At 61.0% G+C, this 19,806-nt stretch carries 12 protein-coding genes; all 12 read right to left on the bottom strand.

Features of this window, described 5'->3' with window-relative positions:
• On the bottom strand, positions 1-8,982 hold an 8,982-nt coding region (locus ACZO3G_RS02745; RefSeq protein ID WP_486846781.1), incomplete at its 3' end, for a right-handed parallel beta-helix repeat-containing protein.
• Between the two features lie 62 nt (positions 8,983-9,044).
• A complete protein-coding gene (locus ACZO3G_RS02740) occupies positions 9,045-9,581 on the bottom strand; it encodes a hypothetical protein (RefSeq protein WP_242970859.1) in 537 nt (178 codons plus the stop codon).
• A 414-nt stretch (positions 9,582-9,995) separates the two neighbouring features.
• A complete protein-coding gene (locus ACZO3G_RS02735; RefSeq protein WP_276870023.1) occupies positions 9,996-10,667 on the bottom strand; it encodes an MBL fold metallo-hydrolase in 672 nt (223 codons plus the stop codon).
• A gap of 10 nt (positions 10,668-10,677) precedes the next feature.
• A complete protein-coding gene (gene lplA, locus ACZO3G_RS02730; protein ID WP_276870026.1) occupies positions 10,678-11,661 on the bottom strand; it encodes a lipoate--protein ligase in 984 nt (327 codons plus the stop codon).
• Between the two features lie 28 nt (positions 11,662-11,689).
• Entirely contained in the window at positions 11,690-13,075 is a 1,386-nt protein-coding gene (gene lpdA, locus ACZO3G_RS02725; RefSeq protein ID WP_276870028.1) for a dihydrolipoyl dehydrogenase, read from the bottom strand.
• Positions 13,076-13,093: 18 nt separating this feature from the next.
• The gene (locus tag ACZO3G_RS02720; RefSeq protein ID WP_276870030.1) at positions 13,094-14,371 is read right to left on the bottom strand and encodes a TRAP transporter large permease; all 1,278 of its coding nucleotides are present in this window, start codon (positions 14,369-14,371) and stop codon (positions 13,094-13,096) included.
• Complete coding sequence (locus ACZO3G_RS02715; protein ID WP_276870032.1) at positions 14,368-14,871, bottom strand: TRAP transporter small permease; 504 nt, start codon at positions 14,869-14,871, stop codon at positions 14,368-14,370. The genes ACZO3G_RS02720 and ACZO3G_RS02715 overlap by 4 nt, the downstream gene beginning before the upstream one ends.
• A gap of 87 nt (positions 14,872-14,958) precedes the next feature.
• Positions 14,959-15,531, bottom strand: coding sequence for an HD domain-containing protein (locus ACZO3G_RS02710; RefSeq protein WP_276870034.1), 573 nt, complete (start codon positions 15,529-15,531; stop codon positions 14,959-14,961).
• A gap of 12 nt (positions 15,532-15,543) precedes the next feature.
• The gene (locus ACZO3G_RS02705; RefSeq protein WP_172439190.1) at positions 15,544-16,500 is read right to left on the bottom strand and encodes a TRAP transporter substrate-binding protein; all 957 of its coding nucleotides are present in this window, start codon (positions 16,498-16,500) and stop codon (positions 15,544-15,546) included.
• Positions 16,501-16,625: 125 nt separating this feature from the next.
• Positions 16,626-17,720 carry a zinc-dependent alcohol dehydrogenase gene (locus tag ACZO3G_RS02700; RefSeq protein ID WP_101550092.1) on the bottom strand — a complete coding sequence of 365 codons (1,095 nt, stop codon included), beginning with the start codon at positions 17,718-17,720 and terminating at the stop codon, positions 16,626-16,628.
• 14 nt (positions 17,721-17,734) lie between these two features.
• The gene (locus ACZO3G_RS02695; protein WP_276870041.1) at positions 17,735-18,763 is read right to left on the bottom strand and encodes an alcohol dehydrogenase catalytic domain-containing protein; all 1,029 of its coding nucleotides are present in this window, start codon (positions 18,761-18,763) and stop codon (positions 17,735-17,737) included.
• Positions 18,764-19,806, bottom strand: a 1,043-nt coding sequence (locus ACZO3G_RS02690) for a dihydrolipoamide acetyltransferase family protein (RefSeq protein WP_486846778.1), incomplete at its 5' end; no start/stop codon positions are given. It abuts the gene before it with no gap.

Here is a 19,806-nt window from a genome sequence, read left to right as displayed (position 1 = left end):
AAGCGCGTAGATCCCCCCGCCGAGCGTCGCTGTGTTGTTCTCATAGGTGCAGCGGTTCAGCGTGGTCGTTTGGGAAAAGTTTTGCATATACACGCCGCCGCCGTTTCCCGAGGCTGTGTTGTTGGAGAAAACGGTATTGCTGATCTCGTGCTTGCCCGAGGACAGATACAGGCCCGCACCGTTCGGCGCGGTGTTTTCGGACAGCGTCGAGCCGGTCATCGCAAGCGTTCCACTGACATAGACTCCGCCGCCGTTATATGTGCCGTTCAGCCCCGCCTCACAGTTTGAAACCTCCGCGTTTGTAATGGTGCAGGTACCGCCGTTGACAAAGACGCCGCCGCCGTTGAGATCCGCCGTACACTTGGTTACGAGGCTTCCGGCGTTCATCACCACTGTTCCGGCGCCGTAGTTGTATACTCCTCCGCCTGCGCCGTCGGTGCTGTTATTTTGGAGTACCGCGCCCTCATTCATCATGAGGGTCCCGCCCGCTGAAATGTTGATGAGTTCATGTGCCTTAATCCCGGGTGCGATCACGGAAGTTTTGCCCGAGGTGATCGCGTAGCGGTGGCCGTCGATCGTGATGTTTTCGAGCGTCAGGGTGCCGCCGTCCACGATCGAGAAGAGTGACACGCCATTTTTCAGCGCCTCAAAACCTGTCGGCGGATTGGTGGGCTTGGAGTAGCGCCGGATGGTCACCGGAGCTCCCGCGTCATAGGTCGCGCCGCCGACATAGCAGTACCTGCCGCTGAGCTCGACAGACGAGTCGACCGTCACGGTATTGACGATATAGAGGGTGTTCGCGTTATTGGATTTCATCTTCTCATAGGCCTTGCCCAGCGTCTTGACCGCCTGCGCCGGGCTTACGCCCGTCCGCGTATCAAGGCCGTTGACCCCGTCGAGATAGACTGCGCCCTTGGCCGCGAGCACCAGGTTATTGCCGCTCGCGTTCAGGTAGAAGGCCGCCGACACCGCCTCGCTGAGGGTGTATTTCGGCGTTTCCACCGCCGCCGTCGGCGTTGAGGAGTAGGCCACCACGGCACGGTTTTCCTTGGCGCTCGCGCTGTCGATGCCGATCGTCAGCGCGGTGTTCCCAATCGTATTGCCCGGCACGCTGATGACCTTGCCCGTGCCGTTCAGGTAGACCTCTCCCGCGATCGACGGGCCGCCGCTGAGATTGAGCGCCGAGCCGCTGTGGTGGATTGCCGCGCCCTGCGACGCCTTCATGTTCGCGATCGTGCCGCCGGTCATCGTCAGGGTTCCCGTGCCGCTCGTCGCCACCGCGCCGCCGTTTCCGGAGGCGTTGTTGTTATCCTTGAGCACCGCGCCGCTCTGGACGGACACGGTTCCGCCGCTGATCGAGATCAGCGGGGCCGCCGCCGTCACGGCCGGGGCCTGGACGGTCTCCTTGCCCTGCGTGACCGCGGCGCTGTGGCCGTCGACCGTGAGGCCCTCGGCGAGCGTCAGCGTACCGCCCGTGACGTTGATGAGGGTACCCGTATTGCTTCCCGTCGTGAAGGCAGCCGGTTTGGAGTACCGTTTGATCGTCACCGGGCCGCCCGCGTTATAGGTCGTGCTGCTCTCGGTGTAGCTCCGGCCCAGCGTGATCGTGCCGCTGACCGTAACCGGGTTCACCACGTAGATGGTTCCGCCGCCTGTGCCCGCCAGCTTCTGGTATGCCTCGCCCAGCGTCTTGACCGCCTTGGAGGGTTCCGTACCGTCGCCGCTCGCGGCGCTGCGGGTTCCGTCGACGTAGATGCCGCCCTTCTCCTGGAGTTCGAAGACCTTGGTATCCGTACTTCTGCGGGCGAGCTTATAGAGCGGCGCGACGTCATCCGAAAGGGTGTATTTCGCCAGCTCGGTATTGAGATTCAAGCTGGTGGGCGCGGTGGTGTAGGTCACGACCGCGCGCGCCGCCGCCGCGTCGTCCATGTCGAGGCTGAGCGCGGTCCCCGCGCTGCCGGCGACGCCGACGGTCTTGCCCGTGCCGAGATAGACCTCTCCCGAGACGGTCGCCGCGGATTTCACGTTGAAGGTCCCGTTTTGGTAAACCGCGCCGCCCTGCTTCGCGGCCGTATTGGCGATGGTGCCCGCGTTCAGGTTGAAGGCGCCGCTGTCGATGCGCACCGCGCCGCCGTTTCCGGAGGTGCTGTTGTTTTGCAGCGTCGTGCCGGCATTCATATTCACCGTGCCGCCGCTCAACCGGATGATCGAACCCGTCGCCGTAAAGTCGATGTCCTGGCTGTGGCGGCCTTCGATCGTGATCGTGCCGAGGTTCAGCGTTGCGCCGGTGGGCACGACGATCATATCCCCGTAATAGGGATCGAATTCGTCTTTGCCCGCGACCGAGAACCCGGAATACCGGCGCAGGGACTTGCCGGTGGGCAGAGTCCAGCTCTCCGTGCCACTGACGGTCACGGGGCCGGAGATGTAGATCGCCGTGCTGCCGGAAGTCAGGGCAGCCGAAGCGGCCGCAAAGTTATTGAACGCCTTGTCGGGCGTGCTGCCGTCCCCGGACGCCGTCTTGGTTCCATCGAGGAAGACAATGCTCTGCAGGACGATGTTCTTTCCATCCTCGCCGAGGATAGAACCGGATTTGGATGTGTAGAAATTCTTCAGATATGCCGTTACGCTTGAAAGTTCCGAACCGTCCGGCTTGACCACGACGCCCCCGGACTTGAACGAATCGGCCAGACTGACCTCATACTGCCGGGACGTCTGGGAGATCAGGCGTGAAACCTGAAGCGGATAAGAGATTCCCGACAGATAGATGTCGCCCGAAATATCGGCTCCGCCGCCCTGCAGCTCGAAGCCCGGGCTTGCGACGTAGACCCCCGCGCCGTTTCCGCCGGAACTGACGGTATTGTCCGTAACAGCGCCGCGCACCGCGACGAACTCCGCATTGCTTCCGGTCAGATAAACGCCGCCGCCATATTGGGCAGTGTTTCCGGTAATCCGCGTGCCATTGAACTCTGCCTTCGTATAGTCGTTCAGGCAGATTCCGCCGCCGCCATAGGCGGTCGTGGTGCCCTTCGCGGTATTGCCCGAGATGGTTCCGCCGTTCAGCTGGATATTGCCGATGGCGCCGGAACTCCCCGCGGCCGCGTAGATGCCGCCGCCGCTGCGCGCCGCATCGTTTCCGGAAATTGTTCCGCCGTTGAGCGTGATTCCCGCACCCTTTACAAGGGAAACGCCGCCGCCGCCCGAAGTCGCCGTGGTTCCATTCGCGTGGTTATTCGAAATGGTGCCGCCGGAGATGGTGAGGGACGCCGTTGCGTCGCCCACGCAGATGCCTCCGCCCGAAGCCGCGGTCTCGTTGCCGTAAATCTTGCCGCCGGTCATATCGAATTTCGCATTTTTGCCCAGGTAAATGCCACCGCCGCCATTACTGCTGGCGCTTCCGGTTGCGTTGTTGTTATAGATTTCAGCGGCGCCGCTTACCTTAAAAGAGTCGATCCCCGTGGAGGCGGACGTCTGAAGATAGACGCCTGCCCCCTGGGTAGCCCGGTTCCCGTAAATCTTCGCGCCGTCTCCCAGCGTGATTTTCAACGCGCTGGTGTCCTCGGAGGATGTCGTTGTGTTGTATGCTTGGATGCCGGGACCGTAGTTATAAGAAATCTGGCCGCCGGTGATTTCGACGGTGCCGCGGGTTGCGTAAACCCCGCCGGCGGGGTTCGCATCCGTAAAGCTGTCCCCGCCGACCTTCGCGTCACCGCTCATCTGAAAAGTCCCGCCGCTGACGGAAACGCCGCGTCCGCTCTTATTGGCGGAAATCTGGCCGCCGCTCATGTTGAAGGTCCCGCTGGAAACGATCACACTACCGTCCGTCAACGAATAAGCGGAATTGTTTGTAATCTTGGCAGAACCGCTCATATTGAACGTTGATTTGTATTCGAGGTAAACCGCCGCACCAGAATAACTCATGCTCTTTGTATTCTGGATGACGCCGCCGCTCATCGTGAAGGTTCCACTCCTGACCCGCACCCCTCCGGCATTTCCATCGAGGGTCCCGCTTGTCATGACACATTTGGCGGAATCGCCGTAAACCACAACGCCAAATTCTTTGTTGTTGGAGATGGTGCCCCCGGAGATATTGAGGGTCCCTGTCCCATCTTCATATTGCTTGGGGACCCCCACGCCGCACCCATTGTTGTTGGTGACGACGGCGCCGCTGTTGAGGTTCATGGTCCCGCTCTTTATGTAAACAATGGAATCCGTCGAGCTGGTGAACGCGCTGGCATTTCCGTCAAGTGTAATATTTTCCAAAGTAAGGGTACCGCCGGTCACCTTGAAGAAGGGCTGCGTATAGCCCTGCGCACGCTGCAGGACCGGCGTCCATGTCGCGCCGTCGTTATTCGTTACAGCGGTCGTCGACCAGGACTGCGATCCCGAGCTGATCTCCACCGGCGCCCGGCAGAAAAGAATTTTTGCGCCGGACTGCTTGGACTTCAGCAGTGTCAAGGCACGGCTCAGGGACTTGACCGCCGTGTCTACGCTTTCGCCGTCCGCGGTGTCGTCGCCGTCTCCCGCCAAATAGATGTTCAGCCCCCCGGCGACAATATTGGGAGATTCCCCGCGCAGCGTCAGGCTTTGCTTGCTGGCGGTGCTGAGCGGGAAGCGCGACAGGTAACTTGCCGCGTCGGCCGTTCCCGCCAGGCCCTGCACCACCGTCTTGCCGACAAATGTGTCGGGGAGGGCAAGGGTATATTTATTGGTACCGGTCAGAGCGCCTGTAAGGACGATCGGCCGCTCCGTATTCTGTAGCGAAACGCCCGACGAAACAGACGGACTTCCTGCCATCTTCAGGGTACCGCTGACCAGCAATCCGGCCGTGCCGGCGGTCGCCGTGTTGGTTCCAATGCTGGCCGAACCGCTCATGGCAAAGGTCCCGGCGGTTGTCGCGTCGCCATAGACGTACACGCCGCCGACACTCGTGGCCTTGTTGCTGTAGATGCTGCCGCCCGACATGTTGAAGACCCCGGTTCTTTCCACACTGACGCCGCCGGTATCCCTCTTGTTTAATTCTTCTTCTGATGCCGTGTTGCTGTAGATGCTGCCGCCCGTCATGTTGATGGTGCCGCCGCTCTGGCGGATCGCACCAAAAAACAGGGCTGAATTGCCGGAAATGTTGCCGCCGGAGAGATTGCAGACGCCGCCGGAGACGTAGACCGTCTGCTGTCCGTTCGTACTACCGATTCCGATAATTGCCTTATTGTTGGTAATCGAAGCGCTTGACTGCAGCGTAAAAGTCCCGTCCTGCACCCAGAGAGCGCATCCACCAGAAGAGGACTCCTTATTAAGGATGTTGTTTGTCAGTTTGCTGCCGCTTGCCATGGTCAGGCTCCCGCCCGATACCACCACGGCAGGGCCGGTTTTCGTGTCGTGGTTTTGCAGCGTGACCCCGGTCCCCAAGGTCACCGATCCGCCGGACATTGCGAGCAGCCCCGTCTGGCTTCCGGTATTCTTTGCAGAGCCGTACAGGCCGTCGAACGTTACGTTTTGGAGCGTAATGCCCCCCGACTGCCCTTCCACCAGGGGACCGATCTCCAAGTCATTCATCATCAGCCTCTGGAGCGTCGCGCCGCCGAAGTCGACCGTCCCTTCATCGGTGAGGACCTTCACCGTGCTGCAGACGTAGACGATCTTGTCGTCGTCGCTGCCAAGGCCGGTTACCTTCTGCGCCGCCGCGCCCAACGTCCTTACCGCTGTGGCGGGGGTCAGGCCGTCCCGGCTGTCGTCGCCGGACGAGCCATCCACGTAGACGCCCGAGCCTACCAGAATCAGGTTGTTGCCCGACGGACCGATCGAATATTTTCCTTCCGCGTCCACAAAATTCGACGCGCAGTCTGCCGCGCTGGAGAGGTCTCCCGCCGGTACGACGACAACACTTCCAGAGCCAAAGTATGGTACTCCGCTGTAATTGCTGCCCGGCTGAAGGTTGTACACCTTCCCGGCGGCCGGTTTTGCCAGAAGGTTTATAACCGCGCCGTTATCGCCCAGATAAATTTTCCCGTTGATCACGGCTTTTGTCGGGTCAAATTGAAATTCCGTTCCCGCTACGTTCACCGCATTCCCTGACGCGGAAGTAATCGTACCGCCAATTGCCGTAAAAGTCGCGTTGGAATACGGTCCCCCACTGACATAAACGCCGTTTGCACTGGTTGAGGAGGATGCTGTGGCGATGGACCCTCCTTCCATCACAAACGCTGCGTTGGTCGTGATGTATACCCCCCATCTGCATCCGCTTATCGACGCGTTCCCGGACATGGTAAACGTGGTGCCCTCGCCGCTGACATATAGGCCATCCGTATACATGCCGCCGGCAATTTCGCCGCCGTCCATCGACAATGTGGAACCGGCCCCGCTCGCTTTGACAGCATAGCAGGATGAAGAACCCCACTTGCGGAACGTGGTGCCTCCATGGATGGTCACGGAACCGCCTTCAACAAGAACGATGTTATTGCTCACAGACGCGCCGTCCAGAATGATGTCCTGAAGTGTCAGGCTTCCGGTACTCGATACGCTGATCATGTCTCCGGTCAGGGAATCGCGCGTTACGACCACGCCTTCCGGATAACCGGAGGACGTCGGGAAGGACCAGGTTGCAGCTGTAGTAACCGGGATCGGCTTGGTTCCGGTGATACGGATTTCCTTGAGCTGGGTGTCCCTAATCAGCTGGCTTGCCCTTGCGAAGGTCTTTACCGGACGGGAAGAAAGGTCTCCGTCGTTGCTGTCTGAGCCGTCCGCCGAGAGGTAGACGGCTTTATCCGCATAGTCCGCCAGCTTATATGCTTCGATGTATTTTGTGGTGCCCCGCGCGCGCAGGCCCCATCCGGTATTGTTATCGATCGAGATTTCAAAGCAGGTTGCCGCATCCGCGGCTGTGAGGGAGGAAGCGGTCACCTGGACCACATCAAAAGGATTCGTGCCGCTCACGTGCTCGTCGGAAACGCTGAGGCGATAGAGCGCACCGTCGTTTGGTTTCCCACTGAGCTGGAGCAGCTTGGTGGAACCTTTTTCGAAACGGATGGCGGCATCGTTGAGCATCTCCACGCCGGCGCCAAAGATGAGCTGGCCGCTGCTGGTAACGCGAATCATTTCGCCGGCACCGTCGAGTTTCAGGTTGGTAAATTGGACTACCTTATCCGGTCCGATGCCAAAGATTGGGTTCGTATGCCCGAAACGCTTGATCGTTGCATTTTTCCCATTGAACGAGAAGGACGACGCCTCACCCGTTCCAATTGTCCACTGTGCCATATTGTGGATGATACCGTTGTCCTGTATAAGCTCGATCGCTTTTGTGAGCGTCTGGACAGGCTTATCCTTGGAGCCGTCTCCGGTCGTATCGTTACCGCCGGGAACTTCCACCCCATCCACAGTGGTGCTGGATGCGTTGGGGTTCCAGTAAGCTTCCGCCAGCGTCCCCGTGATCGCAAGCGGTTCAGGCGCGTCCAGGGACATCGTGGTCAGCAGGTTTTCGCCGCGGAACGCTTTGACGGTGTACACCCCGTCCGCGCTCGCGGGCACGGCGGTGCTCGCCTCCGTCACCTCCGACGGGGCGTTTTCTTCGTGGCCGTCTTCTTCGCCGCTCTTGACCGTCACATCCTCCACGGGCAGCTCCACCGCTTCCCCCTCCGCGGGCTCCGCGCTCCGCGATCGGGCCATTGCCCGCACCGCCGGCACGAACTCCACCGTGAACCGCTCCGTCCCCGGATAGGTCGACGCCATCGCCACCTCGTACTGTCCATTGCTTCCCGGCGCGATCTCCGCCGTCAGCTCTCCCAGCGAGGTCACTTCCACTTCCGTGTAGAAGGAGCGCTCCTCCAGCGGCCCCTCGCCGTCATAGATCCGGATAACATACGTCCCGTTCTTCGTCACCGTGAACTTCCGCTGGAACCGGAACGGCTCCCCTTCCCCGTTCACCGTCACCCTGCCCTCGCTCATCGTCTCGTCCGTGCCCGACGAATCTGAGTTCGACGAATCAGAGCTCGCGGCCTCCGAACCGGAAGCCTCCGAGCTGGAAGCATCAGAGTTCACATCGGAACCCGCATTTTCAGAACCGGTATCCTCCGGGCCCGCCCCGGAAGAGGACGCGGCCTCGCTCTCCCCGCCCGGCGCGGGATTCTCCGAACTGCTCCCATCCGGGGCCGGGGCCTTCTCCTCCCCGGTGCCCGTATCCGCCGTCGGGTCCTCCGGCTTGCTTTCCGGTTTTGACTCCGCCGCGCTGCTCTCCGGCAACGGCACGATCTCCTCCGCCGTGATCTCCGCCGACAGCACCCGCGCCAGATTGATCCGCGCGCTTGCCGCAGCCTCCGCGAGTTCACTGATGGGATTCGACGAGTCCTCCGCCCCGCCGGGTTTGCCGTTCTCCTCCGGTTTTCCGCTCTCCGGCGTCTCCTCCGGTTTGCTCTCTTCGCTCGATGCGCTCTCTTCCGGAGCGCTGCTCACTTCCGGAACGCTGCCCGCTTCCGAGCTTGCCGCTTCCGAGCTTGTGGATTCCTCCGGGACGCCCGAAGCTTCCGAACCGTTCTCCTCCGGGCCGGAAGTCTCGGACGAAGCCGCCTCCGGATCCCCCGTGACCTTCTCCGCGCCCTCCGTGGCGCCCTCGGCCTTTCCGCCGTCCTTCGCTTCGATATGTAAGTTCCGCGTGAAGGGGAAGGTCGACACCGCCGTGATCTCCACCGCGAGGCCGTCCTCCGTGAAGACCTCCTCCTGCGTCGCCGTCAGGCTGTATTCGTCCGTGCTCCCCTTGTCGTCCTCGTTGTGGCGGCGCTCCTCGGACGGGCTTTCGCCGCTTGCGGACCCGCTCTCAGGAGGCTGCTCCCCATCCGGTTTGCTCTCCTCCGCGGGCGCGGCTTCGCTCGCCGGCGCGCTCCCCTCTTCAGAAGCTCCCCCGACGATATCCTCCGCGTATGTAAAGACCGGGATCGTACTCATCAGCATCAGCACCGCCAAAAGCAGCGCCGTATGCTTTCTCCAACCCATTCTCTTTTCCCATCCCTGCGACTTCATTCCTGATTCCCTCCATGCCTTAACGATTCCATATTTTAAACAGACGTTTGATTCTCAGGTTCCAAATCCAGCGCGCTCTCCAAAAGGTAGCTGAGCTCCAGCACGCTTCGGAACTTCCGTTCCTCCTTCGCCTCCAGCCAGCGGACCGTTCCCTGCCAGCTGCTGTTCTGCCGTGCGTACACATGCACCGAAAAGGTCGCGCAACTGCCCCAGCCTTCCTGCATCACCCGTTCGTTCCATGGCTGTTCCAGCCGGGGGAGCAGGTCCTCTTTCATCTGATGGTAGCGCCTGATTCCATTCTTCCCAAAGGATCTGAGCGCGGTGTCCCGCTGGGGGAATGCCAAATGGTCCAGCAGGACGTCCAATTTCATGACCAGGTCGTGGAACCCGGTAAACGGAATCTTTTCCGCAAAACAACCGTTATGCAATTCACCCTGAACGATTCTCAGGGGAACGGCCTCCGTAAGGCCTCCGCCGCCCGAACGGCGGCGAACCACACACTCTGAAATCGTATTGACGTTAACGATCGTCACCGGGATGTTGCCGGAATACTGTCTGATCGCGGCTTTCATCCGCCCGCCCTCCGTTCGTTACCGCTTATAAGTCCCAAAGATGTCACAAAAGGTACACTTTTTGTGACCCAATTAGTCAAGAAATTTTAAGATTTTATGAACAATTTCTATTGTAATCTGGAGCTTTGTGTGCTATACTTTTAACAGTATTTTCCTATATATACTAATATTATTCAGAACTAAAAATATTTTACTGGGAATTCCACCTATTTCATATCGTGTACCTTTTGAAACCGATCCATTTTTCCCATTTATGCCCAAAAAAGCGAACCCGGGACCGATCTTTGATCGGTCCCGGGTTCGCTTTTTTGCGGGAAGTGATTTGGGGATATTTTGTGACCTGCGGCCTAAAGCTATTCCGCTATTGATATTTCAGGAGCTCGGGGGTATAACCGTCGGGGCTTTTCAGCCAGCTCAGTAAAACAATGTTTGGCCTTCCTCCATCAGTGCCTCCACTCGATTATGCGCGCTGCCGAACCGCCTCAAGCTCCCGGCGGCAAGCCGCCGCAGCCCCCCGATATCGTCCTTCAGGAACGGGACGTGATAGACGCACACCAAGCGCGGCGCACAGTCCCGCAGAATTCGCTGCCCCACGGAGTTTGAGAAGAAAACCGGATTAACAAAAATCACGTCGGCCCGCGCATTGCAAAACGCCTTGGCGGCCTTTGAAACCCGAAATTCCGCATCAGCTGTAATGAGCAGCCGAACGCCAAAAAGATCAATCAGGTAACAGTTATGGGGAACAGCGCCAAACGCATTCCCACCAGCCAGATGCCCTGTTCGTATGACTTCGACCGACCAGCCTGGCCGGCTGACCGTCTGTCCCGGTTCCGTCTCCGGGAGCAGAATCTCTGCCAAATCCCCGTGGGCGGCGTACCGTTCTGCCAGTTCCTCTGAAAAATGGTCGGGATGGCGGTGGGTGACCAGCAGGCAGTCCACCCCGCCGCGGAGGGCCGAATCCAGCATCTGCCCGGAAGGCGCGCTGAAGCCGGGCGCCGGGAGCGAAAACAGCGCGTCCACGAGCAGCCTCGCTCCCGGTGCCTCGAGCAGCAGGCCCGCGTTGGCAAGCAGCGTTATTTTTATCATCGCGCGCCATCTAAAAGAAGAGCCCGGAAAGCTCCGCCCGGGAGCAGCCGGAGAGGTATTCCCCGACCGGGATTCCCCGCAGAAGGTCCTCCAGCGCGTCCCGGCTGTGGCGGACGCCTTTCAGGGCCCGTTCCATTCCGTCGATCTCCCGGCGTCCGAAAAAATCGCCGAAAAAGCGGGCGTTTTGGATTCTGCCCTCCACGACCTCCATGCGGAGGTCCACAATCCCGAATGAAAGTTTTTTTACATTGCGGAAGGTATACGGCGGCGACTCCCCATAATTCCACTCCCACGTTCCATATTTTTGACGGACCAGCGCCCGGATCTCCGCGTCGTCCGCCGGGCCGATCCCATAGGGGGAAGCCTGCGGGAAGTACGTGAGGAAAAAACGGCGGAGCTCCGCGCAGAACCGTTCCACCGTCATTGGCTCCGGCAGGTGGGAAATCAGATTTTCCACCCGGGATTTTGTCGATTTGACCGCTTTGCTCTCGAGCTTCAGCGGACCTGGATTCAGCGCGCCCGCCAAATCCCCCATATTGGAATCAAAGAGGATCGTCCCATGATGGAGCATCCGGCCGCCATACCGCGCCTGGGCGTTTCCGGAAAATTTGCGTCCGTCAACCAGCAGGTCGTTGCGCCCGGACAGCTCCGTCCGGATTCCCAGAGTCTCCAGAAAGAGGCGCACGGGCTTGGTAAAAAGGGCGTAGTCATTGAATTGCTCCCCCGCGCGGTCCTCGCTGATGATGGTGAAGTTGACGTTTCCGAGGTCGTGAAAAACCGCGCCCCCGCCCGTCAACCTGCGGACGACCGCGATTTTCCTGTCCTCGACATATGCGGCGTCGATTTCCTCGGTGGAATTCTGATTCTTTCCCACAACAACCGCCCGGTCGTTGCGCCACAGCATGACCACGTCATCGGGAACCTTTTTTAGGAAGTATTCCTCCGCTGCCAGGTTGTAATAGGGGTCAATCGAAAAATTTTCAACGAGCAGCATTGCCCTCCCCCTCTCCGCGCCGCCACGGTCAGTTTGGTATGTGCAGCGCCCGCTTTTCAGCGTCCAGCGCCGCTTCGTGGAGCGCCTCCCCCAGCGTCGGATGCGCAAACACCGTATTGGCGAACTCTCCAACCGTCATGTGGGCGGACAGCGCCACGGCGCCCGCGCCAATCAGATTGCTTGCCTGCGGGCCGACGATATGGACTCCCAGCAGCGTCCCGCTGACCGCGTCCGCGACCACCTTCACAAAACCGTCCGGTTCCCCTTCAATGAGCGCCTTCCCGTTTGCGGCAAACGGGAAGCGGCCGATCCGCGTTTGATAACCGGCCTTTTGGGCGTCCTCCTCCGTGAGCCCGGCGAAGGCGATCTCCGGATGGGTGAAGATGCAGCCCGGGACAGCGCCGAGCGTCAGCCCGGTATCCAGGCCGAACATCTCCTCCACCGCGATCTCCGCTTCCCGTGAGGCGGCGTGCGCAAGCTGAATCTTGCCGGTCACATCGCCGGCCGCATAGATGTGCGGAACGTTTGTGCGGCCCTTTTCGTCCGTCACAAGGCATCCCCGCTCAGTCCGGAGGCCTGCGGCCTCGGGGCGCAGCCCTTCGCAATTCGCGCGCCTGCCCGCCGCCACCAGCACCATGTCCGTCAGCAGCTCCTCCGTCCCCTCGTCGCCCTCAACCGTAGCCACCGTCCCGTCAAAGTCGCTTTCCACCTGAAGAAGCCTGCTCCCCAGGCGGAAGGTTACCCCCTCCCCTTCCAGCTTTTTTCGTACCAGCCCGGAAATCTCCCTGTCCGTGCCCGGGAGCAGACGGTCCAGCAACTCCACCACCGTCACATCCGTCCCGAGCGAAGCGTAAAAGCTCGCAAACTCCATGCCGATCACGCCTCCGCCGACGATCAGGATGCTCTTCGGAAGTCCGGGAAAATCAAAAACGCGGTCGCTGTCAAACACCCCCGCTCCCTCCAATCCAGGAATCGGGGGCGCCGACGGGCGGGAACCCGTGGCGATCAGGATTTCGTCTGCCGTGCAGACGAAATCCCCTGCCGTTCCCGTTACCCGTACCTCCCCCGGCGAGAGGAAGCAGGCCGTCCCCTCCACAAGCCGCACGCCGCTTTTTTTCAAAAGCATTTGAATCCCTCGGCCCAGTTGCCGGATAACCGCGTCCTTGCGCGCCCGGATCGACGGGAAATCCACTGCAGGACCGCCTGTACTGATCCCGTAGGCCGCCGCAGTCCGAACCTGCCTGTACATCTCAGCGCTCTTCAAATAGGTTTTCGTTGGGATGCAGCCCCGGTTCAGGCAGGTGCCGCCCACCTGCGCACGCTCGACAAGCGTCACCTCCCCGCCTAACTGGGCCGCACGCAGGGCCGCGACATAACCCGCCGGACCCGCGCCGATCACTAAAACCTTTCTCACGTTTCTCTCCCTCCCCGCCTAAAGGACCCACATGATGAGCTGCGGGAAAAAGCTGAATAAGAAGATCAGCCCAATGCCCGCGGCATAGAAGTATTTCCCCGAAGCCACCATTCGCTGGATCGGCCTTTTGGAATAGCCCGCCGCCACAAAGAGGTCCAGCCCGAAGGGCGGCGTCACCATCCCGAACGCAAGGTTAAAGACGGTGATCACACCGAAATGGATTGGATCGATCCCCAGAGTGAGCGCGATGGGGTAAAAGATCGGGGTTGTCAGGATGATGATGGGGATCGTTTCAATGAACATTCCAAGGACCAGATAGAGCAGGTTCACGGTGATGAAAAAGGCGACTGTCGTCAGCCCGAAGGAAACCACGACGTCTCCCAGCATCCGCCCGACGTTTTCAATGGTAAGAATCCAGCTGAACAGGGACGCGACCGCCACCAGCAACAGGACCATACCCGTTGTCAACGCGGAATTGACAAACGCCTCCTTGAGCTTCTTGAGGGTCAGCTCCCGATAGATGAAAAAGCCGACGATCAGCGAGTAGAGCACCGCGATTACAGCGGCCTCCGTGGCGGTAAAGGTCCCGGAATAGATGCCTCCCAGAATAATGACCGGGGAGAGCAGGCCCCAGAACGCTTCCTTGACTGCTTTCCATAGTCCTAACTTTTCGTCAGATTCCCCGGATTTTTCCTGCGGGGCCGCCTGTCCGCCTCTTCGGGAGAGCTTCGCGGTCAGCATATAGACCACCGTCGTAATGATCCCCGCGACGGCACTCACCATAAACAGGCTTCCAACCGAGGAATTCGTCTGTGTACCGTAGATGATGAGCGCAATGCTCGGCGGGATCAGCAGGCCGAGCGTCCCACTCAGCGCACCCAGGAATGATGCGAAGTCGGGTTTATAGTTTCCCTTGATCATTTCAGGGTACATCATTCCGCCGATTGCGGCCGTCGTCGCGGCGGCGGAACCGGATATCGCGCCGAAAAAGGCGGAAGCCACGATCGTCACATAGGCAAGCCCGCTCTTCGCCCTGCCCACCAGCACCTTCGCCAGCTTGACCAGCCGCCCGGAGATTCCCCCCATCAACATGATATCCCCCGCCAGCACGAAGAACGGCACCGCCAGCAGCGGGAAGGAATCGACGGCGACCAGCAGGCGCTGGGGAACGATCGTGAGCGGAAGCGAAGCCTTCGCAACCAGCGCCAGAATCGAGGAAATGCCGATTCCCGCTGCGATCGGCATTCCAAAGAGCAGCAGAACGATAAAAGTTATCAGCAATATCGCCAGCGTCACAGGGATCCCTCCTTCCTTTCACAGTCCTTCTGCGGGACCAGCCGCCCGCAGAGGTCCTCCAGGGAAAACAGCAGCGTCAGCAGGCTGAAAAAGGGAATTGCGGCATAGACGATCCCCATGGGGATCCCCATCGCGGGGGAATCCTGCCCCATCGTCATGCCCGCCAGCTGGACGCCCTTGACCAGAAGGAACACGGCCATCGCCGCGACCAGCACCGACTGGACCCCGGCGGCCGCCTGCTTTTGCTTTTCCGGGAACAGGCCGATCACGACGTCGATCGCCACATGGGATTTCCTCCGGAAGCCGAGCCCCGCCGCCACAAAGGTCAGCCAGACCAGTCCGTAGCGGCTCAATTCATCGGTCCAGACAAACGCCTTTCCAAGGACAAAACGGGAAAATACCTGCAGGAAAGAGGAGACGATGATCAGTGTGAACAAAGCGACCAGCAGAATTTGACAAAGCCTGTCGGCGGCTTCGTTCGTCTTCTTGATAAGGCCCATTCTTTTCCTCCCTTTCGCCGCGCCCTTTGCGCGGCCCGCGGCGCCGCCCCGTGACGGCGCCGCGCACACACATAGATTCGTTCCGGTTCACTCTGCGAAAAGCGGAAGCCCGCGTTCGTAAAAAACCATGTCCGCGTCGCAGAGGTCCATGTAAGAAAACAGGATCGCTTCCTTATATTGCGGCTTCATCTTCGACTGCGGTGTATGGGTAAGGATGAGATGGAGCGCCTCCTCGGAGAAGCCCTCCTCCCGCGCCAGTACCGCGCCGTAAAAGCCGTGCTGCAGCTTTTCTCCGATGGACGACCTCTGATAGCCGCCCTTCCCGTCCGGCTCATATTCCAGCAGCTTACTCACGTCGTGCAGCAGGCCGATCGTCAAAATCCGTTCGTAATCGAACGATTCCCCCTGATACCGCTCGATCAGCTTCGCCATCTGAAGGGAAGCGATCGTCGTCACGTTGACATGGTCGACAAGGCGGCAGTCCCTCTCCTGGATATCGGGGTTGAAGCAGGCGTCCTCGAGGCGCTCCCATTTGCTCATTCCCCACGCGCGCAGCCAGACCGCGGCGATCCTGTCCGCCAGATCCTGATTCCGAATCTCGCGTATGATCGGGAACAGCTCCGCGATCTTCGATTTGTCCCTCTGTTTTCCGCCGTCCATAAGCGCGCCCTCTCACTGGCGGCCGAGCGCGGCCTGCACCTTGCCCAGCGTTTCCTTGTCGGCGTAATTGTCATAGATCGGCTGCACGGCCGCGCGGAAGGGCTCCAGATCGGGCGTCGTGAACTGGACGCCCTGTCCCTCCAGCTCCGCCTGAAGCTGCGCCTCCATCTCCTTGACGGTCTGCCGCTCAAAATCGCACGCCTCCTTCGCGGCTTCGCGGACCGCCTCCTGAAGCTCGGGGCTCAGGCTGTCCATAAAGGATTTGCTCGCACCGAACGGGATGGAATCGTACATGTAGTTGATCCAGCCGTAATACTTCTGCACCTCGCCAAAGCCGGAGGTCGCGAAATTGCTGATCGGCACCTCAGCGCCGTCCACGACGCCGGTCTGCAGGGCGCTGTAGAGTTCGTTCCACGCGATCGGCGTGGGACTGGCGCCCAGCGCGTTCCAGGTGTTGATGTAGACGCTGCCCTCCGGAGTCCGGATTTTAAGGCCCTTCACGTCGTCGATCGAATTGACCGGGCGTTTGGAATTGCTGAGCTGCCGGAAGCCCGCCTCAAAATTTCCGACGATCTCGATCTGGTTCTCAAGCAGCGGCTTGTAAAGCTCCTGCCCGACCGGACCGTCGAGGACCTCATAAACCTCCTCGCGGCTCTCAAACATAAATGGGAGCCCGAACACCTCGAGCTTCGGCTCGTACGCCTGCGAAAGCACGCCCATGCCGCCCACGGCGAATTCGACCGTTCCGAGCTTGAGCCCCTCAAAGAGGTCCCGTTCCGCGCCGAGCTGCCCGTTCGGATAGATTTCAATGACGACCTTCCCGCCCGTTTTCTCTTCCACCAGCTCCTTGAACTTTTCCGCTCCCGTCTGATAGGGAGACTGCGGAGAAAGCGCATGCGCAAACTTTGCGACGATCACGCCGCCTCCGTTCTCCCCGGCGGCCTGCGCCGACGGACTGCCCGCCGGCAAATCCGACTGTTTCCCACAACCGCTGAATGCAATGAGACAAACCATACAGACGGCCAAACCGATGCAAAATAGCTTTTTCATCTTTTCTACCCATTCCTTCCAGGTCGTCGGTTTCTGTTCTCTTCCTACACTTTACGGGGCCCTGATTCAGGCACCAGCCCGATTCGGATGCAGTCCTCCGGTCCCTCCAGGAAAAGCCGCATCGCCTCCTCCGCCTTTTCCAGCGGGAATCTGTGGGAAATCATCTTTTCCACGGCATATTTCCGGCTGTTGATGAGCGCCGCCGCCTCCCCGACGTCCCACGACTGCCCATGGCCACCCCGGACCACCAGCTCGTTGTTGACGATCACGTCCGTCTTGAGCGGGACCTCCCTGCCGCCGTTGACGCCCGCCAGCACAACCCGTCCGCAGTCCCGCGGGAGCCGAAAGGCCGTCTGCACAGACGCGGGCACGCCGGCGCATTCAATGACGACGTCCGCCATTTTCCCACCCGTAATCCTGCGGACCTCTTCCGCTGGGTCGGTTTTTTGCAGGTCGATGATGAAATCCGCGCCGAATTCCCGGGCGACCTCAAACTTGACGCGGTCCTTGGTAAGGCCGATCACCATGATCGGGTATGCCCCGGACTCCTTTGCCGCGACCACCGAGGCCAGCCCCTGCGCGCCCGCGCCGACGATCGCGACGCTCTCCCCATACCGGACCTCGCCCTTGGTGCGCACCCACCGGACGCCGTTTCCGATGACCGAGGAGAGGCAGGCGGCCTCCGCGGGGACCTCCGGCGCGATCCGGTGGAGCCTGCTCCCGGGCGCCACAAAGAGATACTGGCTGTACGCCCCCCACAGGTAGGGCGGCTTGTCACAGTTCAGCGCGACCCCATAGGTCATATGGGGCAGGTGCGCCTGATAGAGGCCGGTCAGGCAGTACTCACATTTGTTACAGGCGATATAGGGCTCCACCGTGACCCGGTCGCCGACGTCCACGCCGTACTCCCGTTTAGCGGCCGCTCCGAGCCTGTCGACATAGCCGACGACCTCATGCCCGAGAATCTTCGGGAAGGAGGAGAGCCGGTGGCTCCCACGGTAGAGGAGCCGGTCGCTTCCGCAGATGGAAACCATCTCGACCCGCAGCAGGAGATCCCGGTCGCCGGGCTCGGGAATCGGGAACTCCTTTTTTACAAATTTGCCGGGTTCCTCCAGCACCATCGCATAACATTTTTCCATGCGGTTTCCCCCTTTTAAAGATCCCACCGCGCGGCCGCGGCCGTCATCTTTTCTTCCGCTGCTTCCACCGCCGCCGAAAAATCCGCCGCGTCGATCCAGCGGGTCCTGACCGCCGACAGACGTTTTGCGTTCTGCACGACCAGCCGCAGCGCCCTCTCGTAATCCCACGACGCATTCCCGACGCCGGTGACCGTCATTTCATGGTGCAGAAGCTGCCCGGCGGGCAGGTCCGCCAGCTCCGGGGGGACCGCGAAAACGAGCCGTCCCTGCGGACAGGAGGCGCGCCACGCCCATTCCACATTTTCACGGGCCGCGTCCGACACGAGAACGATGTCATACCCTCCCGCCGCGACCTCCCCGGTAAAAACGCAGCCGCAGGCTTCGGCGGCCGCACGGTCCGTTTCCAAAGCGTCCGGAGCGTAAATCTCGGCGGATTCCATTCCGACCCCCTCTGCCGCGAGGCAGGCAAGAACGGCAAACAGGTCAAGCCCCAGCACCAGCATCCGCTTCCCCAGGCCGCCTCCGCCGCGCTTGATGACGGCGCGCAGGGCCCGCTCCGCCGTTCCGAGCAGCACGGCCGATTCCGGCGGCAGGTCCTCGGGGAGCTTATGTACGCGGGAATTCGGGAGCACCGACACATATTCGCTGAACCCTCCGGTCAAAAGCCCCGGGCGCTCCGCGAGGGGGAAGGAGCCGTAGCGGAGCTGTTCCCGGCAGACGGAATAGTTCCCCGTCAGGCAGGGCTTGCAGAAGCCGCAGACGATGTTCGGCTCGATATAGACCATATCCCCCTCCGAGACCTTCCAGGCTTCCGCCGCCGCGGGCGGGGCGGAAACCACCCGCCCGATGATCTCGCCGCCCGGGATAAAGTCCCGCAGCCGGCCGTCCATCGCGCCGTCCAGCCGTAGATCGACGAGGCCACGCCTCCCGAAGGGCGCCGCGGCGACCTTGACGATCAGTCCCTCCGCGCCGCAGGCGGGCACCTCGAACTCCCGCACCGTGTAATCGGGGAACCGGCCAACCACAACCGCTCTGCTTTTCATTTACATCCCCCTCTCATCCATCGCCAGCAGCATCGGCTCCTCCAGCAGATTCTTCATCCTGCCCAAAAACCGTGCCACGGTCGCCCCGTCCATGATCCTGTGGTCGTAGGAGACGCAGAGGTTCATGAGTTTTCGGGCCACGATCGCGCCCTCCTTCACGGCCGGTTTCTCCAAAATCGCGCCCGTCCAGATGAGCGCGCTCTGCGGGGAGGAGATCACCGGGGTGGAGATCACCGACCCATATGCGCCGGCGTTGGAAAGGGTGATTGTCGCACCGCCGACATATCGGGGGTCCGTGACGCCCTCCCGGGCCTGTCCGGTCAGGGCGTCCAGCTCCCGCGCCAGCTCCCAGAAAGCCTGATCCTGCGCGCCCTTGACAACCGGGACGATCAGGCCGCGTTCGCTCTGGACCGCGATCCCGAAATCGACATTCCGCCGGATCACGATTTCGTCCCCCTCCAGCGCGGAGTTGAGCACCGGGTATTCGCGGACCGCCATCACGGCCGCCCGGATGAAGAAGGGCATGAAGGTGAGCCTGATTCCGAGCCGCCGCGCCAGCGTGTCCTTCCATTTTTTGCGCAGGAGGTCCGCCTCGGTCATATCCACCTCGACCGCCGTCGTCACCTGCACCATTTCGCTCCGGCTCCGCGCCAGCTTGTCGGCGGTCTTCTTCCGAACGCCCGAGAAGGGGATCCGTTCCTCGGCGGCGGAAACCGCCTGCACCTCCGGCGGCGTTTCCTGATACGTCGCCACGTCCTCCTTCGTCACCACGCCGTCCGGCCCCGATCCGCGAACCCGCGCGAGATCGATTCCCTGCTTTTTGGCAAGCGCCTTGGCCGCGGGGGTCGCCCGGACCCTGGCCGCGGGTTCGGGCTTTTGCGCGCGGACGGGTTCCGGCGCGGCTTCGGACGCCGCGCGCCCGCCTTCCACCCTGCCGGCATAGCGTTCTCCCGCCGCGCCCACGACCGCGAGCGCCTCGTTCACTTTGACGATCCCGCTGACCTCGCAGAGCCTTTTGAGCAGGACGCCGTCCATCGGAGATA

The organism is Anaerotruncus sp. (genome assembly GCF_057433415.1).
Note: the sequence above shows the minus strand (reverse complement) of the source record. Positions and strands in the feature narration are given on the sequence as shown.

Coding starts and splice junctions, on each gene's coding strand:
- ACZO3G_RS02715 (WP_276870032.1), bottom strand. CDS start 14,871: ATGGGCCTTATCAAGAAGACGAACGAAGCCGCCGACAGGCTTTGTCAA.
- lplA (WP_276870026.1), bottom strand. CDS start 11,661: ATGCTGCTCGTTGAAAATTTTTCGATTGACCCCTATTACAACCTGGCA.
- ACZO3G_RS02700 (WP_101550092.1), bottom strand. CDS start 17,720: ATGGAAAAATGTTATGCGATGGTGCTGGAGGAACCCGGCAAATTTGTA.
- ACZO3G_RS02740 (WP_242970859.1), bottom strand. CDS start 9,581: ATGAAAGCCGCGATCAGACAGTATTCCGGCAACATCCCGGTGACGATC.
- ACZO3G_RS02710 (WP_276870034.1), bottom strand. CDS start 15,531: ATGGACGGCGGAAAACAGAGGGACAAATCGAAGATCGCGGAGCTGTTC.
- ACZO3G_RS02695 (WP_276870041.1), bottom strand. CDS start 18,763: ATGAAAAGCAGAGCGGTTGTGGTTGGCCGGTTCCCCGATTACACGGTG.
- ACZO3G_RS02735 (WP_276870023.1), bottom strand. CDS start 10,667: ATGATAAAAATAACGCTGCTTGCCAACGCGGGCCTGCTGCTCGAGGCA.